The organism is Flavobacterium sp. (genome assembly GCF_044360715.1).
In the GTDB taxonomy this organism is placed as follows: domain Bacteria; phylum Bacteroidota; class Bacteroidia; order Flavobacteriales; family Flavobacteriaceae; genus Flavobacterium.
Genome location: NZ_JBIKJY010000002.1, coordinates 77379 through 95853, shown reverse-complemented (window position 1 = coordinate 95853; position 18475 = coordinate 77379). Strand labels below are relative to the sequence as shown.

Annotated in this window: 19 protein-coding genes and 1 riboswitch; of the genes, 7 read left to right on the top strand and 12 right to left on the bottom strand. The window is 30.0% G+C overall.

The window, feature by feature from the left end:
* Positions 1-76: 76 nt before the first annotated feature.
* Positions 77-169, bottom strand: a riboswitch (TPP riboswitch).
* Positions 170-275: 106 nt separating this feature from the next.
* Genes arfB through ACIQ16_RS01155 form a run of 4 tightly spaced genes read right to left on the bottom strand, consistent with a single transcriptional unit; the run spans position 276 to position 3482 of the window.
* Positions 276-677, bottom strand: a complete 402-nt coding sequence (gene arfB, locus ACIQ16_RS01170) for an alternative ribosome rescue aminoacyl-tRNA hydrolase ArfB (RefSeq protein WP_396148177.1) — start codon at positions 675-677, stop codon at positions 276-278.
* Positions 677-2230, bottom strand: coding sequence for a DUF4301 family protein (locus ACIQ16_RS01165; protein ID WP_396148176.1), 1554 nt, complete (start codon positions 2228-2230; stop codon positions 677-679). Before ACIQ16_RS01165 ends, arfB begins: the two co-directional genes overlap by 1 nt.
* Positions 2206-2811, bottom strand: a complete 606-nt coding sequence (gene pnuC / locus ACIQ16_RS01160; protein ID WP_396148175.1) for a nicotinamide riboside transporter PnuC — start codon at positions 2809-2811, stop codon at positions 2206-2208. Before pnuC ends, ACIQ16_RS01165 begins: the two co-directional genes overlap by 25 nt.
* Before the next feature lie 2 nt (positions 2812-2813).
* On the bottom strand, positions 2814-3482 hold the full coding sequence (locus tag ACIQ16_RS01155; RefSeq protein ID WP_396148174.1) for a 4'-phosphopantetheinyl transferase family protein: 669 nt from the start codon (positions 3480-3482) through the stop codon (positions 2814-2816).
* Between the two features lie 147 nt (positions 3483-3629).
* On the opposite strand from ACIQ16_RS01155, the gene ahcY reads away from it, so the two are divergent.
* From ahcY to ACIQ16_RS01140, 3 genes are all read left to right on the top strand, one after another.
* The gene (gene ahcY, locus ACIQ16_RS01150) at positions 3630-4946 is read left to right on the top strand and encodes an adenosylhomocysteinase (protein WP_396148173.1); all 1317 of its coding nucleotides are present in this window, start codon (positions 3630-3632) and stop codon (positions 4944-4946) included.
* Between the two features lie 157 nt (positions 4947-5103).
* Positions 5104-5475 (top strand): BlaI/MecI/CopY family transcriptional regulator, encoded by a 372-nt coding sequence (locus tag ACIQ16_RS01145; RefSeq protein ID WP_396148172.1) that lies wholly within the window; start codon positions 5104-5106, stop codon positions 5473-5475.
* Positions 5472-7481 carry an N-acetylmuramoyl-L-alanine amidase gene (locus ACIQ16_RS01140; RefSeq protein WP_396148171.1) on the top strand — a complete coding sequence of 670 codons (2010 nt, stop codon included), beginning with the start codon at positions 5472-5474 and terminating at the stop codon, positions 7479-7481. The genes ACIQ16_RS01145 and ACIQ16_RS01140 overlap by 4 nt, the downstream gene beginning before the upstream one ends.
* Positions 7482-7628: 147 nt before the next feature.
* Here ACIQ16_RS01140 and rpmA read toward each other — a convergent pair whose 3' ends face one another.
* Together rpmA and rplU are read right to left on the bottom strand one after the other, a co-directional pair.
* Positions 7629-7889 carry a 50S ribosomal protein L27 gene (rpmA, locus tag ACIQ16_RS01135; protein ID WP_291242975.1) on the bottom strand — a complete coding sequence of 87 codons (261 nt, stop codon included), beginning with the start codon at positions 7887-7889 and terminating at the stop codon, positions 7629-7631.
* 18 nt (positions 7890-7907) lie between these two features.
* Complete coding sequence (gene rplU, locus ACIQ16_RS01130) at positions 7908-8360, bottom strand: 50S ribosomal protein L21 (RefSeq protein ID WP_396148170.1); 453 nt, start codon at positions 8358-8360, stop codon at positions 7908-7910.
* Positions 8361-8539: 179 nt separating this feature from the next.
* Between rplU and ACIQ16_RS01125 the strand changes: the two genes are divergently transcribed.
* The 3 genes from ACIQ16_RS01125 to ACIQ16_RS01115 all read left to right on the top strand — a co-directional run bounded on the left by ACIQ16_RS01125 (position 8540) and on the right by ACIQ16_RS01115 (position 12558).
* A complete protein-coding gene (locus ACIQ16_RS01125) occupies positions 8540-9865 on the top strand; it encodes a pitrilysin family protein (protein ID WP_353078122.1) in 1326 nt (441 codons plus the stop codon).
* 7 nt (positions 9866-9872) lie between these two features.
* Positions 9873-11933: a M16 family metallopeptidase gene (locus ACIQ16_RS01120; protein WP_396148169.1), complete on the top strand. Its 2061-nt coding sequence runs from the start codon at positions 9873-9875 to the stop codon at positions 11931-11933.
* A gap of 82 nt (positions 11934-12015) precedes the next feature.
* Entirely contained in the window at positions 12016-12558 is a 543-nt protein-coding gene (locus tag ACIQ16_RS01115) for a hypothetical protein (protein ID WP_396148168.1), read from the top strand.
* A gap of 2 nt (positions 12559-12560) precedes the next feature.
* Here the strand turns inward: ACIQ16_RS01115 and ACIQ16_RS01110 are convergent, their stop codons facing one another.
* The 5 genes from ACIQ16_RS01110 to rplM all read right to left on the bottom strand — a co-directional run bounded on the left by ACIQ16_RS01110 (position 12561) and on the right by rplM (position 16347).
* Complete coding sequence (locus ACIQ16_RS01110; protein WP_396148167.1) at positions 12561-13454, bottom strand: DMT family transporter; 894 nt, start codon at positions 13452-13454, stop codon at positions 12561-12563.
* A 66-nt stretch (positions 13455-13520) separates the two neighbouring features.
* Positions 13521-14345 carry a translation elongation factor Ts gene (gene tsf / locus ACIQ16_RS01105; protein ID WP_396148166.1) on the bottom strand — a complete coding sequence of 275 codons (825 nt, stop codon included), beginning with the start codon at positions 14343-14345 and terminating at the stop codon, positions 13521-13523.
* A gap of 115 nt (positions 14346-14460) precedes the next feature.
* On the bottom strand, positions 14461-15258 hold the full coding sequence (gene rpsB / locus ACIQ16_RS01100) for a 30S ribosomal protein S2 (RefSeq protein WP_396148165.1): 798 nt from the start codon (positions 15256-15258) through the stop codon (positions 14461-14463).
* Between the two features lie 247 nt (positions 15259-15505).
* Positions 15506-15892 carry a 30S ribosomal protein S9 gene (gene rpsI / locus ACIQ16_RS01095; protein WP_091310242.1) on the bottom strand — a complete coding sequence of 129 codons (387 nt, stop codon included), beginning with the start codon at positions 15890-15892 and terminating at the stop codon, positions 15506-15508.
* Positions 15892-16347, bottom strand: a complete 456-nt coding sequence (gene rplM / locus ACIQ16_RS01090; protein ID WP_353150478.1) for a 50S ribosomal protein L13 — start codon at positions 16345-16347, stop codon at positions 15892-15894. Before rplM ends, rpsI begins: the two co-directional genes overlap by 1 nt.
* Positions 16348-16558: 211 nt before the next feature.
* On the opposite strand from rplM, the gene ACIQ16_RS01085 reads away from it, so the two are divergent.
* On the top strand, positions 16559-17593 hold the full coding sequence (locus ACIQ16_RS01085; protein WP_396148164.1) for a LacI family DNA-binding transcriptional regulator: 1035 nt from the start codon (positions 16559-16561) through the stop codon (positions 17591-17593).
* 44 nt (positions 17594-17637) lie between these two features.
* Here the strand turns inward: ACIQ16_RS01085 and surE are convergent, their stop codons facing one another.
* Positions 17638-18393, bottom strand: coding sequence for a 5'/3'-nucleotidase SurE (gene surE, locus ACIQ16_RS01080; RefSeq protein WP_396148163.1), 756 nt, complete (start codon positions 18391-18393; stop codon positions 17638-17640).
* Between the last annotated feature and the right edge of the window lie 82 nt (positions 18394-18475).

Genomic DNA, 18475 nt, shown 5'->3' with positions numbered 1-18475 from the left:
AGGGGTAATTACTCTTGGTTAAAAATAATTAATAAAATAATTTTGAGAATTTCGATTCTGAAGCTAATTCAGAAACATATGTAGTTCTCGATTTTCCTTGGCAGCATTACCCGCCCAGGTTCTATGGGTATAATCTCAGCCTGAAAAACAAGCACCCCTTTGAGATGTTGCAAATATAGTAATACAATTTTGATTTGGAACACAGATTTGAGAAATTAGTATAATTTTTAAAATTTCTTTAATCTGTGTTGTTTGAATGTATTTACTTTGGTTAATTAAAAATCTAATTTTTTTCTTCCAGCTTTAATTTCACTTGCTTTTTTCTTTTCTTGAATGCGCTTTTCATTCGCACCTTTTGAAATTTTAGTTACTTTTCTGACTTTTGGTAGTACTAAAGCTTTTTCTAACATTTCAAAAAAACGTTTGATGATGATTTTTTTATTTTTGAATTGACTTCTATCTTCATCGCAAGTTAGAATCAGTAAATTTTCTTGTGATATTTTTGTTTTTAGTTTGGTATAAAGTAGTAATTTTTCGTTCTCATTTAAACCTTGAGAGGTTGCCACATCAAAAATCAACACTATTTTAGAAGATACTTTATTTACATTTTGCCCGCCAGCGCCACTACTTCTTATCGCTTTAAAATTTAATTCAGTTGTAATAATCACTTCATTCATTATAAACCAGAATTGATGTCTAAATTATTTGGTTGATGTGCAGGTTTTAACAAATCAGTTACTTTTTTAACTGGATTAAACGTTTCTATTGGAACTTCTACAAAAATAGTGCTCCATTCTGCCATTGCACCATTCCATAAACCAGGTAGTTCAAACGCTTTTATTTTTTTTTCGTTTTTCGTTTTCTCTGTAATGAATGCTGTTTTAGGATCAATAAATTGATTTAAGTCAAATTTGTTTCCTTCAAAATCTTTAATACTGCAAACAATATCAACGGGATTAAAATGTGTAGAATTTTTAAAAATAGCTAGTTGGTTTTCGTTTGTTGAATCAATTTGCGATAATTCTACTATTTGTAAATTATGACGACCTTTTTCATCTTGAATCCAAAACGGTCCACCGCCAGGCTCTCCTTCGTTTTTCACCATTCCACAAACACGAATGGGTCTGTTCAAAATTTTAATCAAATATTCTTTTTGATAGTCAAATTGAAACATTTTAAATTCTTGAGGCAAAGAAATTGACATTTTTGTTTCAATGAAATGAATAATTTCTTTAATATTATTTTCGTTGATTTCGTTTTTTTGAAACTTTTTCAATGTAGTATCCACTTCTTTTTTTAGATATAAAAGAATACCGCCTAACAATTTTTTATTTTTTAAATTAAGTTCTCTGTTGTTTTGAGAAACATTATCTATATTCTTAATGAAAATTATATCAGATTGCAGTTGATTTAAATTTTCAATCAAGGCGCCGTGTCCACCAGGTCTAAAAAATAATTCGTTTTCAGAAGTTCTAAAAGGGGTATTGTCGGCATTAACCGCAATAGTATCTGATGTTTCATTTTGATAAGAAAATGAGATTTCTACATCATCATATTTATTTGTAATTCTTAAAAAATCGGTTTGGAATTCTTTAGAAATCGTAAAATGTATTTTCGATTTTTCATTTGGTTTTCTATAAAAAGCGGTTTCAAAAACCTGTTCGTCAATTGGTGTTAAAATTGTATCATTTTCAATATGAAACGGTAAAATTCCTTTTGGTTTATTGGCAAAATTTAATCCTTTTTCAGTTAACAAAGTTTTTACAATTGCATATACTTTTTGATCCGTATTGTAGTTAGGATAATCTGTGTAAATTGTTTTAGTTTTTTCTTTTAATTCGTTATAAAAAGGAAAACTTCTTAAACCCACAATAAATAAGGATACATCTCTTTCTTTATTTAAGTTTACATAGGAATTTACGGTGTCTTTTTCAGGATTAAATTTGGTTAAAAATTCATTTAACGATTTAAACATTCTTGTAGCAGCACCACTTGCCGGAACAAATTTTTCAATAGAATAATTGTCTTTATATGTGTCAAAAAAGTTGCAATATTCAGAAATTTCTTTTTCCGAATATTGAAAAATTCCATCGTTTATAGATGCGATTTTTAGTAAGTTAATAGTTGGAATACCATTTTTAAAATAATGCAATTGCTGCATAATTTTTTCTAAAGAATTCCCTCTTTTAACTATTTGTTGTAAATCTATTTCGCTAAATATTTTTTCCATTCTATATACGCTGAGATGGCTAAAATAGTAAAAATTATGTATTGTATAGCTATTATGTACAGTTGTCGGTCAAAAAAAATATAAACGGCAAACGTATTTCCAACAATCCAAAGTGTCCAATTTTCAATTTTTTTCTTAGCCATATACCACATTGCTGTGAAAAATAATGAGGTGGTGAAAATATCTAAATAATTGTTTAACTGTAATTTATAATCAAAAAATTTATAAATATAAATACAAATTATAGCTGTTATAAGAAATAAAACTAAACCGATAATTTTTTCTTTCAAATTGGTTCTGGAAATAGAAAGCACTTCGCCATTTGTTATTTTTTTCCACTGAAACCAACCATAAACACTCATGATGGAATAGTAGATATTGATGCTCATATCGGCATAATATTTAGCATTAAACATAATATATACAGATAATATGGTGCAAATAATCCCGGTTGGATATACTAACACATTTTCTTTTTTTGCAAAATACACACTTAAAACGCCAAAAATAAAAATGATAATTTCAATTCCAATTTGCCAATTCGGAATACTTTGATACTGATTAATGATGGTTTCAAACATATTTATATAGTTAAAGCACAAACAAAAGCATACTCTTCAATTATATCAAACTCAAATTGAAAGTCTTCGGTATTGTTATTAAAAATTAATTGTGCGGTACCTTTTTTGTCTTCTAATATAAAAGGTCTTTCGAAAATATGGTTTGGAAAACTGATGCCTTTTTCATTTTTTAATTTAAATATACTTTCTTTTATGCCCCAAATTATAGTTGCTTTTTTTATTTTATCTGTTACGGATAAGTTTTCAATATGAGAAACATCCATATATTTTGATGTAATTTTTAATGTTTTTTCTTTACACTTTTCAATATCAATTCCTACAGGTTTATTGCTAATACAGATACAAGAAAATTCGTGCGAATGGGAAATTGAGATGTATTTTTTGATGTCAAGCTCAAGACTTTTTCCTTTTTCCTTTTTCCTTTTTTCTTCTAAGTGCGGTTTTCCGAATCCGTCATACAACAAATCAAAATCGTTTAAATCAATATGTTGAAGTAACATTCTAACTGCTAAAAAACCCTTTTGATGCGATGCAGACTGCATGGATTGTAGTCTTAATTTTGAATTATCATTTAGTATTGACTTTTCATTAAACCATGTAATATCTTCGGTAATTTTCCAAAAATAAGCAACAGTGTGTTTGTTTATGATAATTTCTTTATAAAAAGGCATGCTTTATTTTGATTTAATGATTTTTATTTTATTGTGATTCAGTTGTTTAAGGGTTTGAACAAAACTTAAATAGTTAAAATTAATTTCTAATTTGAAACTAATATTGTACCTTTGCACTCGTAAATAAAAAATAAATATACAAATATAATGAGTACAAAAACAATTCCTTACGTACCATACAAAGTTAAAGATATTTCTTTAGCAGCATGGGGAAGAAAAGAAATTTTATTAGCAGAAGCTGAAATGCCAGGTTTAATGGCGCTTAGAGAAGAGTTTGGCGCAAGTCAACCTTTAAAAGGGGCTCGTATTGCAGGATGTCTACATATGACTATCCAAACTGCTGTTTTAATTGAAACATTAGCGGCTTTAGGTGCAGATGTTACTTGGTCTTCTTGTAATATTTTCTCTACTCAAGATCATGCTGCTGCTGCAATTGCTGCTGCTGGAATTTCAGTTTATGCATGGAAGGGTATGAATGAAGAAGAATTTGATTGGTGTATTGAACAAACGTTATTCTTTGGTGAAGAACGTGCGCCTTTAAATATGATTTTAGATGATGGTGGTGATTTAACAAATTTAGTTTTTGATAAATACACAGAATTAGTTAAAGGAATTAAAGGTTTATCTGAAGAAACTACAACAGGAGTTCACCGTTTATACGAAAGAATGAAAGCAGGTACTTTATATATGCCAGCAATTAACGTAAATGATTCGGTAACTAAATCTAAATTTGATAACAAATATGGTTGTAAAGAATCTGCAGTTGATGCGGTTCGTAGAGCAACAGATACTATGTTAGCAGGAAAAAGAGTAGTAGTTTGTGGTTACGGAGATGTAGGTAAAGGTACTGCGGCTTCTTTCCGTGGCGCAGGTTCTATTGTAACAGTTACTGAAATTGACCCAATTTGTGCTTTACAAGCTGCAATGGACGGTTTTGAAGTTAAAAAATTAGATACAGTAGTTGCTACTGCAGATATTGTAATTACTACAACTGGTAATAAAGACATCGTTCAAGGTCGTCATTTTGAAGCTATGAAAGACAAAGCTATCGTTTGTAATATTGGGCATTTCGACAATGAAATTGATATGGCTTGGTTAAACGGAAATTTTGGTCACACTAAAAACGAAGTAAAACCACAAGTTGATATTTATACCGTAAATGGGAAAGAAGTTATTATTTTAGCCGAAGGACGTTTAGTAAACTTAGGTTGTGCAACAGGTCATCCAAGTTTTGTAATGAGTAATTCATTTACTAATCAAACTTTAGCACAATTAGAGTTATGGGCAAATAGCGCTAATTACAAAAATGAAGTATATATGTTGCCTAAACATTTAGATGAAAAAGTAGCGGCTTTACATCTTTCTAAATTAGGAGTAGAATTAGAAACATTACGTCAAGATCAGGCAGAATATATTGGTGTTGAGGTTCAAGGACCATTTAAACCAGAATATTACAGATATTAATCTAGACTTCTTAGAAAGTTAGATTTTTAGATAATTAGAAACCCTCGCTGAAAAGCGAGGGTTTTTTTGTTAATTTTTTGTTAATTTTTAATTCTACATTTGTAGAGTAAAAAAATCATTCTATGTTTGTAGAGTTAATTCTAAATTTGTAGAAAAAATGACATTATCAAACACAGAAGAACAATTAATGGAACATCTATGGAAGCTTGAAAAAGCTTTTATGAAAGACTTATTAGAAGTTTATCCAGAACCAAAACCAGCCACCACAACTGTTGCTACTCTTTTAAAACGAATGATTGATAAAAAATTCGTGGCGTATAAAGAGTATGGAAATTCAAGAGAATACTATCCATTGGTAAAAAAAACAGATTATTTTTCGAAACATGTCAATGGACTAATTAAAAATTTTTTCAACGATTCTTCTTCGCAATTTGCTTCTTTTTTTACAAGAGAAACCAATTTAACAGAATCTGAATTGGAAGAATTGAAAAAAATAATAGATGTTGAACTACAAAAAAAGAAAAAATGATAGACTTCTTATTAAAATCTGCTGTTAGTTTAATTGTGTTTCTTGGGTTTTATTATTTGATATTAGAACGAGAAAAAATCCATAAGTTTAATAGATTTTATCTTTTAATATCTATTTTAATTTCTTTGATAATTCCATTTGTCACTTTTGAATTCATCGAATTTGTTGAAACTGCTCCAGTTATTCAATATGATGAACCAATAAATATTGAGAAAGCAAAGGTAGTTTTAAATCAAAACCCGACAATCGAGAAAGTAATTACTGCTCAAGAATCTATAGATTATTTACCCTATGTGTTTTGGAGTATTTATGTATCAATAAGCTTAATTTTTTTATTTCGATTTGGTAAAAATTATTTCAAACTAATTGTAAAATCAAAAATAAATCCAAGTGTAAAATATAAAAATGCGAATTTGATTTTGTTAGACGAAAAAATACTTCCTCACACATTTTTGAATTTTATATTTGTCAATTCTGAAGATTTTAAAAATAAAAATATTGAAGATGAATTATTTGCTCACGAAATGGTTCATGTAAACCAAAAACATACTTTAGATATTTTATTTATTGAGTTTTTGAAAGCCCTATTTTGGTTTCATCCACTTTTCTATTTATATAAAAAAGCCATTCAATTAAACCACGAATTTCTTGCCGATGAAGAGATTGTGAACACTTATAATAATGTGCCTTATTATCAGAATCTATTGTTACATAAAAGCAACGGCAATACAACAGTTTACTTAGCAAGCAATTTAAATTATTTAATCACTAAAAAACGGTTACTTATGATGACAAAAAACACTTCGAAAAAAATAGCACTACTTAAAAAAGTAGCAGCTATTCCAATCTTAGCAGGCTTAATTTACTTTTTCTGTATAGAAATTATAGCGCAGGAGAAAGTTATTGAAGTTAAGCAACTTAAAAAGAATATTGTAAATCAAATTACTACAAATGAGCGTGAAGTTAAATATCTAACTTATAAAGTTTCCGACGAGGAATATTATAAAGATGTTATCTGCGTATATTATGAAGGTATAGATCCGAGTATACATAAGTATAAAAAATGGCCAGTAAAAAACCTGCTTTTTTCCAAAAAATATCAAGATTTAACTAAAGAAGAATTAGAAAAGTTGCAGTACTTAAAGTTTCGTCAAGAGCCGAGAATTAAAAAGTCACCGACTAAAAAAGAGATAAATGATTTTCTTAATGTAAATAAATATGCTATTTGGATAGATGGTGTAAATGTAAATAACTCAAAATTAAATTCATATAAGCCTTCAGATTTTGCAAGTTTTAGTGGTAGTGTAATTTTAAAAAATGCTAGAAGTAAAAAATATCCACAACCTTTTCAATATTGGTTTTATACTCACAAATACTATAAAGCTCAGAATATGGATAAATGGTTAAGTAGATATGGAGGAGATTCAATTGTTATGTGCTCAAGTAAAATGAAAGACAATAAACTTCTAAAAAATGAAAAAATGATTATAGTTATTGATGCGGGTCATGGAGGAAAAGATCCTGGCGCAAAAATTGATGAAGAATTTGAAAGTAAAATTGTAGAAAGTATTGCAAAAAAAATTAAAGCATTAAATAGCAGTGAAGATTTAAAAATTATTTTACTTCGTGAAGATGATAGTTTTCTTAGTTTAAGCGATAGAGTAAATAAAATAAATCAAATTAATCCAGATATGCTAATTTCATTACATTTAAACGCTTCAAAAAACCCAAATGAAAAAGGGGTAAATGCTTTTATTTCTAGTCAAAATGGATTTTATGAAAAGTCATTAGACAAAGCAAATAAATTAATTGAGAATATTTCAAATAATAATTTAACCAAAGGCGGAGTAAAAGATGCTAATCTTTACATTATTAAAAATTCAAAATGCCCTGCTATATTGTTAGAAGTTGGCTATTTATCTAATGAAAATGACAAAGCATATATTACAAGTGAAAGCGGAAAAGATGAAATCGCAAAAAACATCTTAAAATTATTACGAGAATAGTACTTTATAAAAACGAATAATTTAAATTAGTTATAACTTACAAAAATCCCCATTCAATTGATTGGGGATTTTTTTGTGCTTATTTTTCACAAAAAAAATCCCAAAAACCATATTGGAATTTGGGATTTTATATTTGTGTTTGGTTTGTTATGCTTCGAATGGAAGTATAGAAACCCAAGATTTGTTTTCACCTTTTTTCTGGAATTTTACAACTCCATCTACTTTAGCATGTAAAGTATGGTCTTTTCCCATGTAAACGTTTTCACCTGGGTTGTGTTTTGAACCTCTTTGTCTAACAATGATATTTCCTGCAATAGCAGCTTGACCACCATAAATCTTAACGCCTAAACGTTTTGATTCTGATTCTCTACCATTCTTCGAACTACCGACACCTTTTTTATGAGCCATGACGTTATATTTTAAATGTTATTCTTCAGTTTTTGGTTTTTTTGCTCTTGTAGCTTTAGGCTTTACTTCTTCAGTAGCCGTTTCTACTTCAACATCAGCTTTCTTTGTTGCTTTTGGAGCTGCTTCTTTTTTCGGAGCCGCTTCCTTTTTTCCAGTTCCAGATGCAACGATGTTCTCAATGATAATTTGAGTAAATGATTGTCTGTGACCGTTTTTCTTTTTGTAACCTTTTCTTCTTTTCTTTTTGAAGACGATTACTTTATCACCTTTAAGGTGTTTTAATACTTTGGCTTCAACAGAAGCTCCTTCTATAGCTGGGGCGCCTAATGTTAATGCTCCGCCGTTGTCAATTAATAAGACTTTTTCAAAAGAAACTTTTGCGTCTACATCATTTGCTAAACGGTGAACAAATAACCTTTGGTCTTTGCTTACTTTAAATTGTTGCCCTGCTATCTCTACGATTGCGTACATAACAATGTGTTTAAATTATTATTTTTTCAGTTTGCAAATATATAACTATTTATTAAACCTGCAACATTACTTTTTCTTTTTTATTCGAAAAAATAAAATTTGTAATATTTTTTATTTTCTGTGTAACAATTCATATCTTTCGCCTACCAATACTTATCATTTATTATTAAAGATTAATTATGAAAAAAACATTAATGGCTTTAGGAACAATAGCAATGTTAGGAAGCACAGCAAATGCTCAGAAAGTAGCATTTGAAGAATTTGATTTGGATAACGGTTTGCACGTGGTTCTTCATCAAGATAATTCGGCGCCAGTTATTATTACATCTGTAATGTATCACGTAGGTGCAAAAGATGAACAACCAAATCGTACGGGTTTTGCTCACTTTTTCGAACATTTGTTGTTTGAAGGTACCAAAAACATCGAAAGAGGAGAATGGTTTAAAATTGTTACGGCTAATGGTGGACAAAACAATGCCAACACTTCAGATGATAGAACGTATTATTATGAAGTTTTTCCATCAAATAATTTGGAACTAGCCATTTGGATGGAATCGGAAAGATTAATGCATCCTGTAATTAATCAAATTGGTGTTGATACGCAAAATGAAGTAGTTAAAGAAGAAAAACGTTTACGAATTGATAACCAACCTTACGGAAATATTTTTAAAGCGATTAAACAAAATCTATTTAAAAATCATCCTTATAGATGGACTACAATTGGTGAAATGGAACATTTAGATTCTGCTACTTTAGAAGAATTTCAAGCGTTTAATAAAAAGTTTTATGTACCAAACAACGCAGTTTTAGTAGTTGCAGGTCAGTTTGACCCTACTCAAGCCAAAGAATGGATTAAAAAATATTTTGGTGCTATTCCAAAAGGCGCACCTGTTGCAAGACAAAAATTTGAAGAAGCTCCAATTACTACGACTATTAATGCTACTTGGGAAGATCCAAACGTTCAATTACCAATGACTTTAGCAGCGTACAGAACACCTTCAATGAAAACGAAAGATGCGCGTGTTTTAGATATGATTTCTACTTATTTATCGGATGGTAAAAGTTCTAAATTATACAAAAAAATGGTAGATGATAAAAAAGTAGCACTTCAAGTAGGGGCGTTTAGTAATTCTCAAGAAGATTACGGACAATATATTATTTACAGTTTACCTTTAGGTGATGTTTCTTCAGAAAGTTTATTAAAAGAAATTGATGAAGAAATTGTAAATATGCAAACTAATTTAATTTCTGAAAACGATTTTCAAAAACTTCAAAATAAATTTGAAAACAACTATGTAAGTTCAAATGCAACTGTAGAAGGTATAGCAGAAAATTTAGCTTCATACTATTTATTATATGGTGATATTAATTTAGTGAATACTGAAATTGAAATTTACCGTTCTATTACAAGAGAAGATATTAAAGAAGTTGCAAAAAAATATTTAAATCCAAACCAACGTTTGATTTTAAATTATGGTCCTGCAAAAGAAAAAACCGCTAAATAATCTTACCATGAAAAAGTATTTATATATCGCAGCCAGTTTATTACTAACAATAACTATGCAAGCACAAGACAGACCAATGCCTAAACAAGGCCCAGCTCCATCAATTAATATTAAAAAGCCAGTAACATTCGTGTTAGAAAATGGTTTAAAAGTATTAGTTGTTGAAAACAATAAATTACCACGCGTTTCTTATAATTTAACTTTAGACAATACACCTTTTGCTGAAGGAAGTAAAAAAGGAGTGACAGATTTAGTAAGTTCTATGATTGGAAATGCTACTGAATCTATTTCTAAAGATAAATTTAACGAAGAAATTGACTTCTTAGGAGCTAATATTAATTTTTACGAATCAGGTGCTTCTGCAAATGGTTTATCAAGATATTCGGCTAGAATTTTAGAATTATTGGCTGATGGCGCCTTAAATCCATTGTTTACACAAGAAGATTTTGATGCCGAAAGAGCAAAATTAATAGAAGGATTAAAATCTGATGAAAAAAGCGCTTCTGCAATTGCAGGTCGTGTTCAAAATGTTTTAACCTACGGAAAAGAACATTATAATGGTGAATTTACTTCGGAAGAAACCTTAAAAAATGTAACATTACAAGATGTAATCAATCATTACAACACGTATTTCGTTCCAGCTAATGCCTATTTAGTAGTAATTGGTGATGTAAAAACTAAAGACGTAAAGAAAAAAGTAGAAGAATTATTTGGAGCTGATGTATGGAAAACAGCTACAGCACCAAATTTAACTTATAATGATCCAAAAGATTTACAATATTCTCAAATTAATTTTGTAGATGTGCCAAACGCAGTTCAATCTGAAATTGCAATGATCAACTTATCAAAATTAAAAATGACGGATAAAGATTACTTCGCTGCTATTTTAGCCAACCAAATTCTTGGTGGTGGTGGAGAAGGTCGTTTGTTCTTAAACTTAAGAGAAAAACACGGTTGGACATACGGTTCGTATTCTAATTTAGGAGCAAGTAAATATATTTCTAAATTTTCTTCTACTGCTTCAGTTAGAAATGCTGTTACAGATAGTGCTGTTGTAGAAATTTTTAATGAATTGAGAAAAATTAGAACGGATTTAGTTTCTGAAGAAGATTTAAAAAATGCTAAAGCAAAATACATTGGAAACTTTGTAATGCAAATTGAAAAACCAGCAACTATTGCTCGTTATGCTTTAAACATTAAGACATTAGGTTTACCAGAAGATTTTTACGAAAATTATGTAAAAAATATCAATGCAGTAACTCCAGAAGATGTTAGAAACGCAGCTAAAAAATATTTCTTAGCAGATAACACAAGAGTAGTAATTGTAGGAAAAGCTGCAGATGTGTTACCAGGTTTAGAAGCGATGAGTGCAAAAGAAAAAATGCCAATTTTCTATTTTGATAAATACGGAAGTAAAGTAGACAAACCAGTGGTGAAAAAAGATATTCCTGCTGGCGTAACGGCTCAATCAGTTGTTAAAAACTATATTGATGCTATTGGTGGTGAAAAAGCTTTAAAAGCAGTTAAAACCGTTTTAGTTACTGCTAAAGGAACTATTCAAGGTCGTTCATTAGATATGGTTTCTAAATTTTCAAACAAGGGAATGTCAACTTCTGATATTTCAATGGGTGGAATGTCTATGATGAAACAAGTTATTGGTGATAAATCTGGATATCAAACTATTCAAGGTCAGAAAAAAGCTATTGAAGGTGAAGAATTAGTAAAAGAGAAAAAAGACGCGGTTCCTTTTGTGGAATTAAGCTTTTTATCAGATAAAACGATTGTTTTAAGCGGAATAGAATCACTTAATGGTCAAGATGCTTACGCAGTTCAAGTTGGTACAGCCAAATATTTTTACGATGTAAAAACAGGATTAAGAGTGGCTTCTGAAAACGAATCAGGTGAAGGTGCTCAAAAACGCAAGACAATGACATATTATGCTGATTATGTGGATGTTAAAGGAGTGAAATTCCCATACAAAACTACTATGGATGTTGGAATGCCTTTAGAATTCATTACACAAGATGTAAAAATAAACGAAGGCGTTACAGATAAAGATTTCGAATAAATTTTTATTTTTAAAATGAAAAAGGATTGCGAAAGCAATCCTTTTTTTATTTGCTATATTTGATTTTTAAAGAAGATTAATTATGAGATTATATTGTTTGCTTTTTATGGTTATATTTTTTAGTTGTGATAACTCAAATACAGTTTTTCTTGGCAAATTTACAGATACAGCTGATGTTTTAAAGATAAAGGGTGGTTATTCGAAATTAGTTAAAAATGAAGATTTGGTAATTTTACAAGAATGTTTAATTGTTAATAGTTTTGTGGTAAATTCAAATCAAAAATTTTATTATGGATTTAAGAAAAAATTGAATTCAAAATATTATTTAATTACTTATTGCGTAAAATATATTCCACTTTATAAGCCAACTTTTAATTTATGGAATTGGCACGATGATTTTCTGTGTCTTTATGATGTAGACAATAATAAAATAGTTTCAAAATTAAAGATTCATAGTAGTGATCCAGTTGTAAGCAGAACAAAATTGGAAAAAGACATATATGTCGTCAAATCGTTATATCGTAGATATAAGTATAATGAAGTTGAAGATAAAGCTTTTTTTGAAATTGATAGTTTAATAACTAAATATAAAATTGAGAATAATAAATTTATAGAGCTAAAATAAGCCTACTTCCTATTCGTTATATATACCCCAAATAAAATAATAATAGTTCCTAAAACTTGTAATAAAGTAACGCCTTCGTTAAAAATTATACTCCAAATTGTAGCCACAACAGGTATCAAATACGTTACATTAGAGGCAAAAATAGGAGACGCCATTTGTATAAGTTTGTAAAAATAAATATTTGCTAACCCCGTACCAACTATTCCTAAAATCGCTACATAAATTAAAGGATGAATAGTATCAGTAATACCAATGCCTTCTGTGGCGTTTTGAATGGTATGAAAATCATAACCCGTAAAAGATAAAATTAACAAAGCAGGAATAAGAAGAAAAGCAAAATTTCCAACAGTAATGCCAATTGGCGATACATCAAATAAATATTTTTTCACCATATTAATGTTAGCGGCATAACACCAAGAAGCAATAATTACCAACAATGCAAACCAATAATTTTTTGAAGGATTTCCTGAAGCTCCTGCGTAAACTAATATCAAACAACCAATAATTCCTATTAGTAATCCGTAAATTTGTTTCTTTTTAAAAGTGAGTCCGAAAAACACACTCCCAATAATCAATGTATTTAATGGTGTAAACGAGTTTAAAGTCGAACTAATAGAGCTACTTATTTGCGTTTGTGCTAAGGCAAAAAGGAAAATAGGGAAGAAGTTACCTAATAGTCCGGCTATAATAATGTACTTTATTTTCTTTTTTTCTATTTTAAATAGTTCTTTTCCTGCTATAATTAGTAGAAAGACAGAAGTAAACAAAATTCGATAAGCACCTAATTGAAACGGATTCATACCGCCATCTAATCCTTTTTTCATTAGGATAAATGAACTTCCCCAAACTAGTGCTAATAGTAACAAGATAATCCATTTTGAATTTTTTTCTCTCATAAATAGGTTTAAAAAAATAAGGCTGTCAAATTTGACAGCCTTAAAGGTATGATTATTTTTAAGATATTATCCTAAAGCAGCTCTTTTGAAACCTGTTACTTTTAAATCTGCGTTTACAGATTTAATATAAGCAGCCACACTCATTGAGCTATCTTTGATGTAATCTTGATTTACTAAAGTATTGTCTTTAAAGAAACGTCCTAATTTTCCTTTAGCGATATTTTCAATCATAGCTTCTGGTTTTCCTTCTTGGCGTAACATATCTTTAGCAATTTCTATTTCTTTAGCAATCGTATCCGCATCAACACCTGCTTCATCTAAAGCGATTGGTGCCATTGCAGCAGCTTGCATAGCTACGTTTCTTGCTGCTTCAGCACCACCATCAACATTTGCTGATAAGGCTACTAATGTAGCAATTCCGTTTCCTGCGTGAATATATGAATTGATAAATGCACCTTCTAATCTTTCGAAAGCACCAATTTCAATTTTTTCACCAATAACACCTGTTTGCTCAATTAATTTTTCAGCAACAGTAATTCCGCCAAAATCAGCAGCTAAAAAAGCGTCTTTATCAGTAAAATTTAAAGCTAAGTTTGCAAAATCATTTGCTAATTTTACGAAACCTTCATTTTTTCCTACGAAGTCTGTTTCACAATTTAAAGAAATTACAACACCAGCAGTATTATCGCTATTTACAACAGCAATAACAGCACCTTCTGTAGATTCTCTATCCGAACGGTTTGCCGCAACTTTTTGACCTTTTTTTCTTAAAATTTCAATAGCTAATTCAAAATCACCTTCAGCTTCAACTAAAGCTTTTTTGCAATCCATCATACCAGCACCGGTTGTAGTTCTTAATTTGTTAACTTCAGCAGCAGTTATATTTGACATTTTATTTAATTTTATAATTTATAATACTTTTTAAAAATGAAATTCCAATTACTAAAAACCAAATTCCAAAGCTATACATTGGAATTTGGAAATTAATTTTTGGAATTTTTATTTGTTATGCTTCAGTTGAAGTTTCTTCAGCCTCAGTTTCAGCTACTGGAGCTGCTTCAGTTGGAGTTTCTTCAGCTTTAACTTCTTCAGTTGAAGTTTCTTCTTTGTCTGTTTTTCTTTCAGATAAACCTTCTGTAATAGAAGCAGTTACTAAAGATAAAATTTTATCGATTGATTTAGAAGCATCATCATTTGCAGGAATAACATACTCAACCAAACGAGGATCTGAGTTTGTATCAACCATTGCGAAAACTGGAATGTTTAATTTTTTTGCTTCTTTTACTGCGATATGTTCAGCTTTAATATCTACTACGAATAATGCAGCAGGAATTCTAGACATGTCAGCAATTGAACCTAAGTTCTTGTCTAATTTTGCTCTTAAACGATCTACTTGTAAACGCTCCTTTTTTGAAAGTGTCATGAAAGTACCATCTTTTTTCATTCTATCAATAGAAGCCATTTTTTTAATCGCTTTTCTGATAGTGATAAAGTTAGTTAACATTCCACCAGGCCATCTTTCAGTGATGTAAGGCATGTTACAAGCTGCTGCTTTTTCAGCAACAATATCTTTTGCTTGTTTTTTGGTAGCTACGAAAAGTATTTTTCTACCAGATGCTGCAATGCTTTTCAAAGCATCATTTGCTTCTTCAATTTTTGCAGCTGTTTTATATAGGTTAATGATATGAATACCATTACGTTCCATATAAATGTAAGGAGCCATATTTGGGTCCCATTTACGAGTCATGTGTCCGAAATGTACACCAGCCTCTAGTAACTCTTTAACGTCAATTTTGTTTGCCATTTTGTAATAGTTTACGTTCCGTGTTCTAGCAATGTTCCGTTTTAATTTTAAGATTTAAAAATTTAAGATTTAAAGATTATTGTAATTTTTTAATCTTTTAATTTTTTAATCATTTTAATTTTCTCGGCTTCATTTAGATGCTAAACTAATTTCTTTTTCAATAAAAAGAAATATCGACAACTTGTTTTTAAATTCTAATTTAATTGTAAAAAGGTTTTTGAAAATATATTCTGATAAATATCGAATATTAACGTTTCGAGAATTGGAATCTCTTACGTGCTTTCTTCTGACCGAATTTTTTACGTTCTACCATTCTTGGATCTCTTGTTAGTAATCCTTCTGGTTTTAATACCAATCTGTTTTCAGCTTCTACTTCGCACATTGCTCTTGCAATTGCCATTCTTACAGCTTCAGCTTGACCAGTTGCTCCACCACCATATACATTAATTTTAACATCAAAATTATTTTCGTTGTTAGTTAATGTTAAGGCTTGTTTTACTTTGTACTGCAATGTAGCAGTTGGAAAGTATACAGCAAATTCTCTTTTGTTAACTGTAATGTTACCAGTTCCTTCTGAAACATAAACACGTGCTACTGCACATTTTCTTCTTCCGATTTTGTGAATTACTCCCATTACTTAAGATCGTTTAGGTTAACAGCTTTAGGAGTTTGTGCAGCATGTTTGTGTGCATCTCCTACGTTAACATTTAAATTACGGAATAATTGCGCTCCTAATTTGTTTTTAGGCAACATTCCTTTAACTGCTTTTTCTACTAATAATGCAGGATTTTTTTGTTGCATTACTTTTGCAGTTAGACTTCTTTGTCCTCCTGGATAACCTGTGTGACGGATGTATGTTTTTTCATCCAATTTGTTTCCAGTAAGATTGATTTTTTCTGCGTTAATAACAATTACGTTATCTCCACAGTCAACATGCGGCGTATAACTTGGCTTGTACTTACCTCTTAATAGCATAGCTACTTTAGAAGCAAAACGACCTAAGTTATGACCTTCAGCATCTACAACAATCCACTGCTTGTCTGCAGTAGCTTTGTTTGCCGAAATTGTCTTGTAGCTTAATGTGTTCACAATACTAATTTTTAATTAAACATTCCATTCCTATTCCCAAACTTAGGGATTAGGGGTGCAAAAGTACAATTATTTATTAAAATTACAAACTCTAAACTAAAATTCTTTTCTATTGATTTTGAACTCATTACTCCTATTGCTAAATTTTATTTTTTTTATAGGGCTATTTTCCGCTATTTTTTATATTTTTGATTTTGAAATAGGATATAAAATGAAATCTAAAGCCACATTAAAAGAGTTAGCCAAAGAATTAGGTGTTTCTACATCTACAGTTTCTAAAGCATTAAGTAACAGCCCAGAAATTAGCGAGCAAACTAAAATAAAAATTAAAGAGTTTGCACTGCTGAAAAACTACAAGCCAAATAGTATTGCTAAAAATTTAAAAAATCAGCGTTCTTATACTATAGGTGTGATTTTACCAAATATTTTAAATCCTTTTTTTGCAAAGGTATTTTCTGGAATTGAATTATATGCTAACGAAAAAGGATATAATTTAATTACTTGTACTTCTAATGAATCTCTTGAAAAAGAGAAACAGATGCTTGAAATGTTAGACAACGGAGCCATTGATGGTTTTATTTTAGCTTTGGCGGAAGAAACGCAAAAAGAAAATAATTTTACACATATATATAATGTATTGCGTGATGGTACTCCAGTAGTTCTTTTTGATAGAATTGCTCCAGAACTAAAATGCGATAAAGTTATTGTTGATGATTTTGATTCAGCAGTAGATGCGACGCAATATTTAATTGATACCAATTGTAAAAAAATTGCATTATTATCTACAATTAATAATTTGAGCGTAGGGAAATTAAGAGAAAACGGATACAAAGAAGCATTGCAAAAAAATAACAAAAAATTTGATGCAACTTTAGCTTTATTGACCGATTCAGATGAAGGCTTTGATGAAAAAATGGGCAAACTTATTTTAAATAAAAAACCAGATGCTATTTTTGCAGTTGATGAATATGCTTCTGTTGCTGCGATGAAATTTTGTTTAAAAAATGGTTTTCACGTCCCAAATGATATTTCAATTATTGGTTTTGCAGATGGATTATGGTCAAGAAGAATGACGCCAAGCTTATCTACAGTTAGTCAACACGCACCAGAAATTGGTCAAAAAACAGCCGAATTAATTATCAAACGCATTGAAGAAATTCCAGATTCTGAATCTGAAAAAATATTCGAAACCGTGGTTATTAAAACGGAATTAAGAAAAAGAGAATCGGTTAGAAAACTTTCTTAATCCTATAGAATCGTAGAATTTTTTTTAGAAAACTTGTTTAGAAACTATAAATCCCAACTATTTAATTGTTGAATTGCGTGGTATGCAGTCAAATCAAAATGAACGGGAACTATGGAAATATAATCATTAGCTAATGCCCATTCGTCCGTATCTTCACCATTGTCGTGGTTTACAAATTTCCCGGTTAACCAGTAATATTCTTTACCCATTGGGTTGGTGCGCTTGTCGAATTCTTCTTCCCAAGTGGCTTTCGCTTGACGACAAATTTTTATTCCTTTAATTTGGTCTGTTTTTGGAAAGTTTACATTTAAAACCACACCTTCAGGCAAACCGTTTTCTAAAACCTCTAAAACAATTTTTTTAATAAAAGGTTTGATGTATTCAAAATTTGCATCCCAACTGTAATCGCATAAAGAAAATCCGATAGACGGAATGCCTTCAATACCGCCTTCTACAGCAGCACTCATCGTACCAGAATAAATTACATTTATAGAAGAATTGGATCCATGATTGACACCAGAAACGCACAAATCAGGTTTGCTTTTCATCACTTCATGTACGCCCATTTTTACACAATCTACAGGTGTTCCAGAACAGCTATAAGCGTTATTTGTACCTAAAAAATTAGGAATATGTTTCAATTCTAATGTGCTATTTATGGTTATGGCGTGACCCATTCCACTTTGAGCACTATCTGGAGCAATGATATAAATTTCACCTAATTCATGCATGACTTCTGTTAATGCTTTTATACCTGGAGCAGCAATTCCATCGTCATTCGTAACCAGAATTTTTTTCATTTTAAAATTGTGTTAAATTATTTGCTAATTTATTATAAATTATGATTTATTTGCAGATTAAAATATTAAATTTGTTATCTTG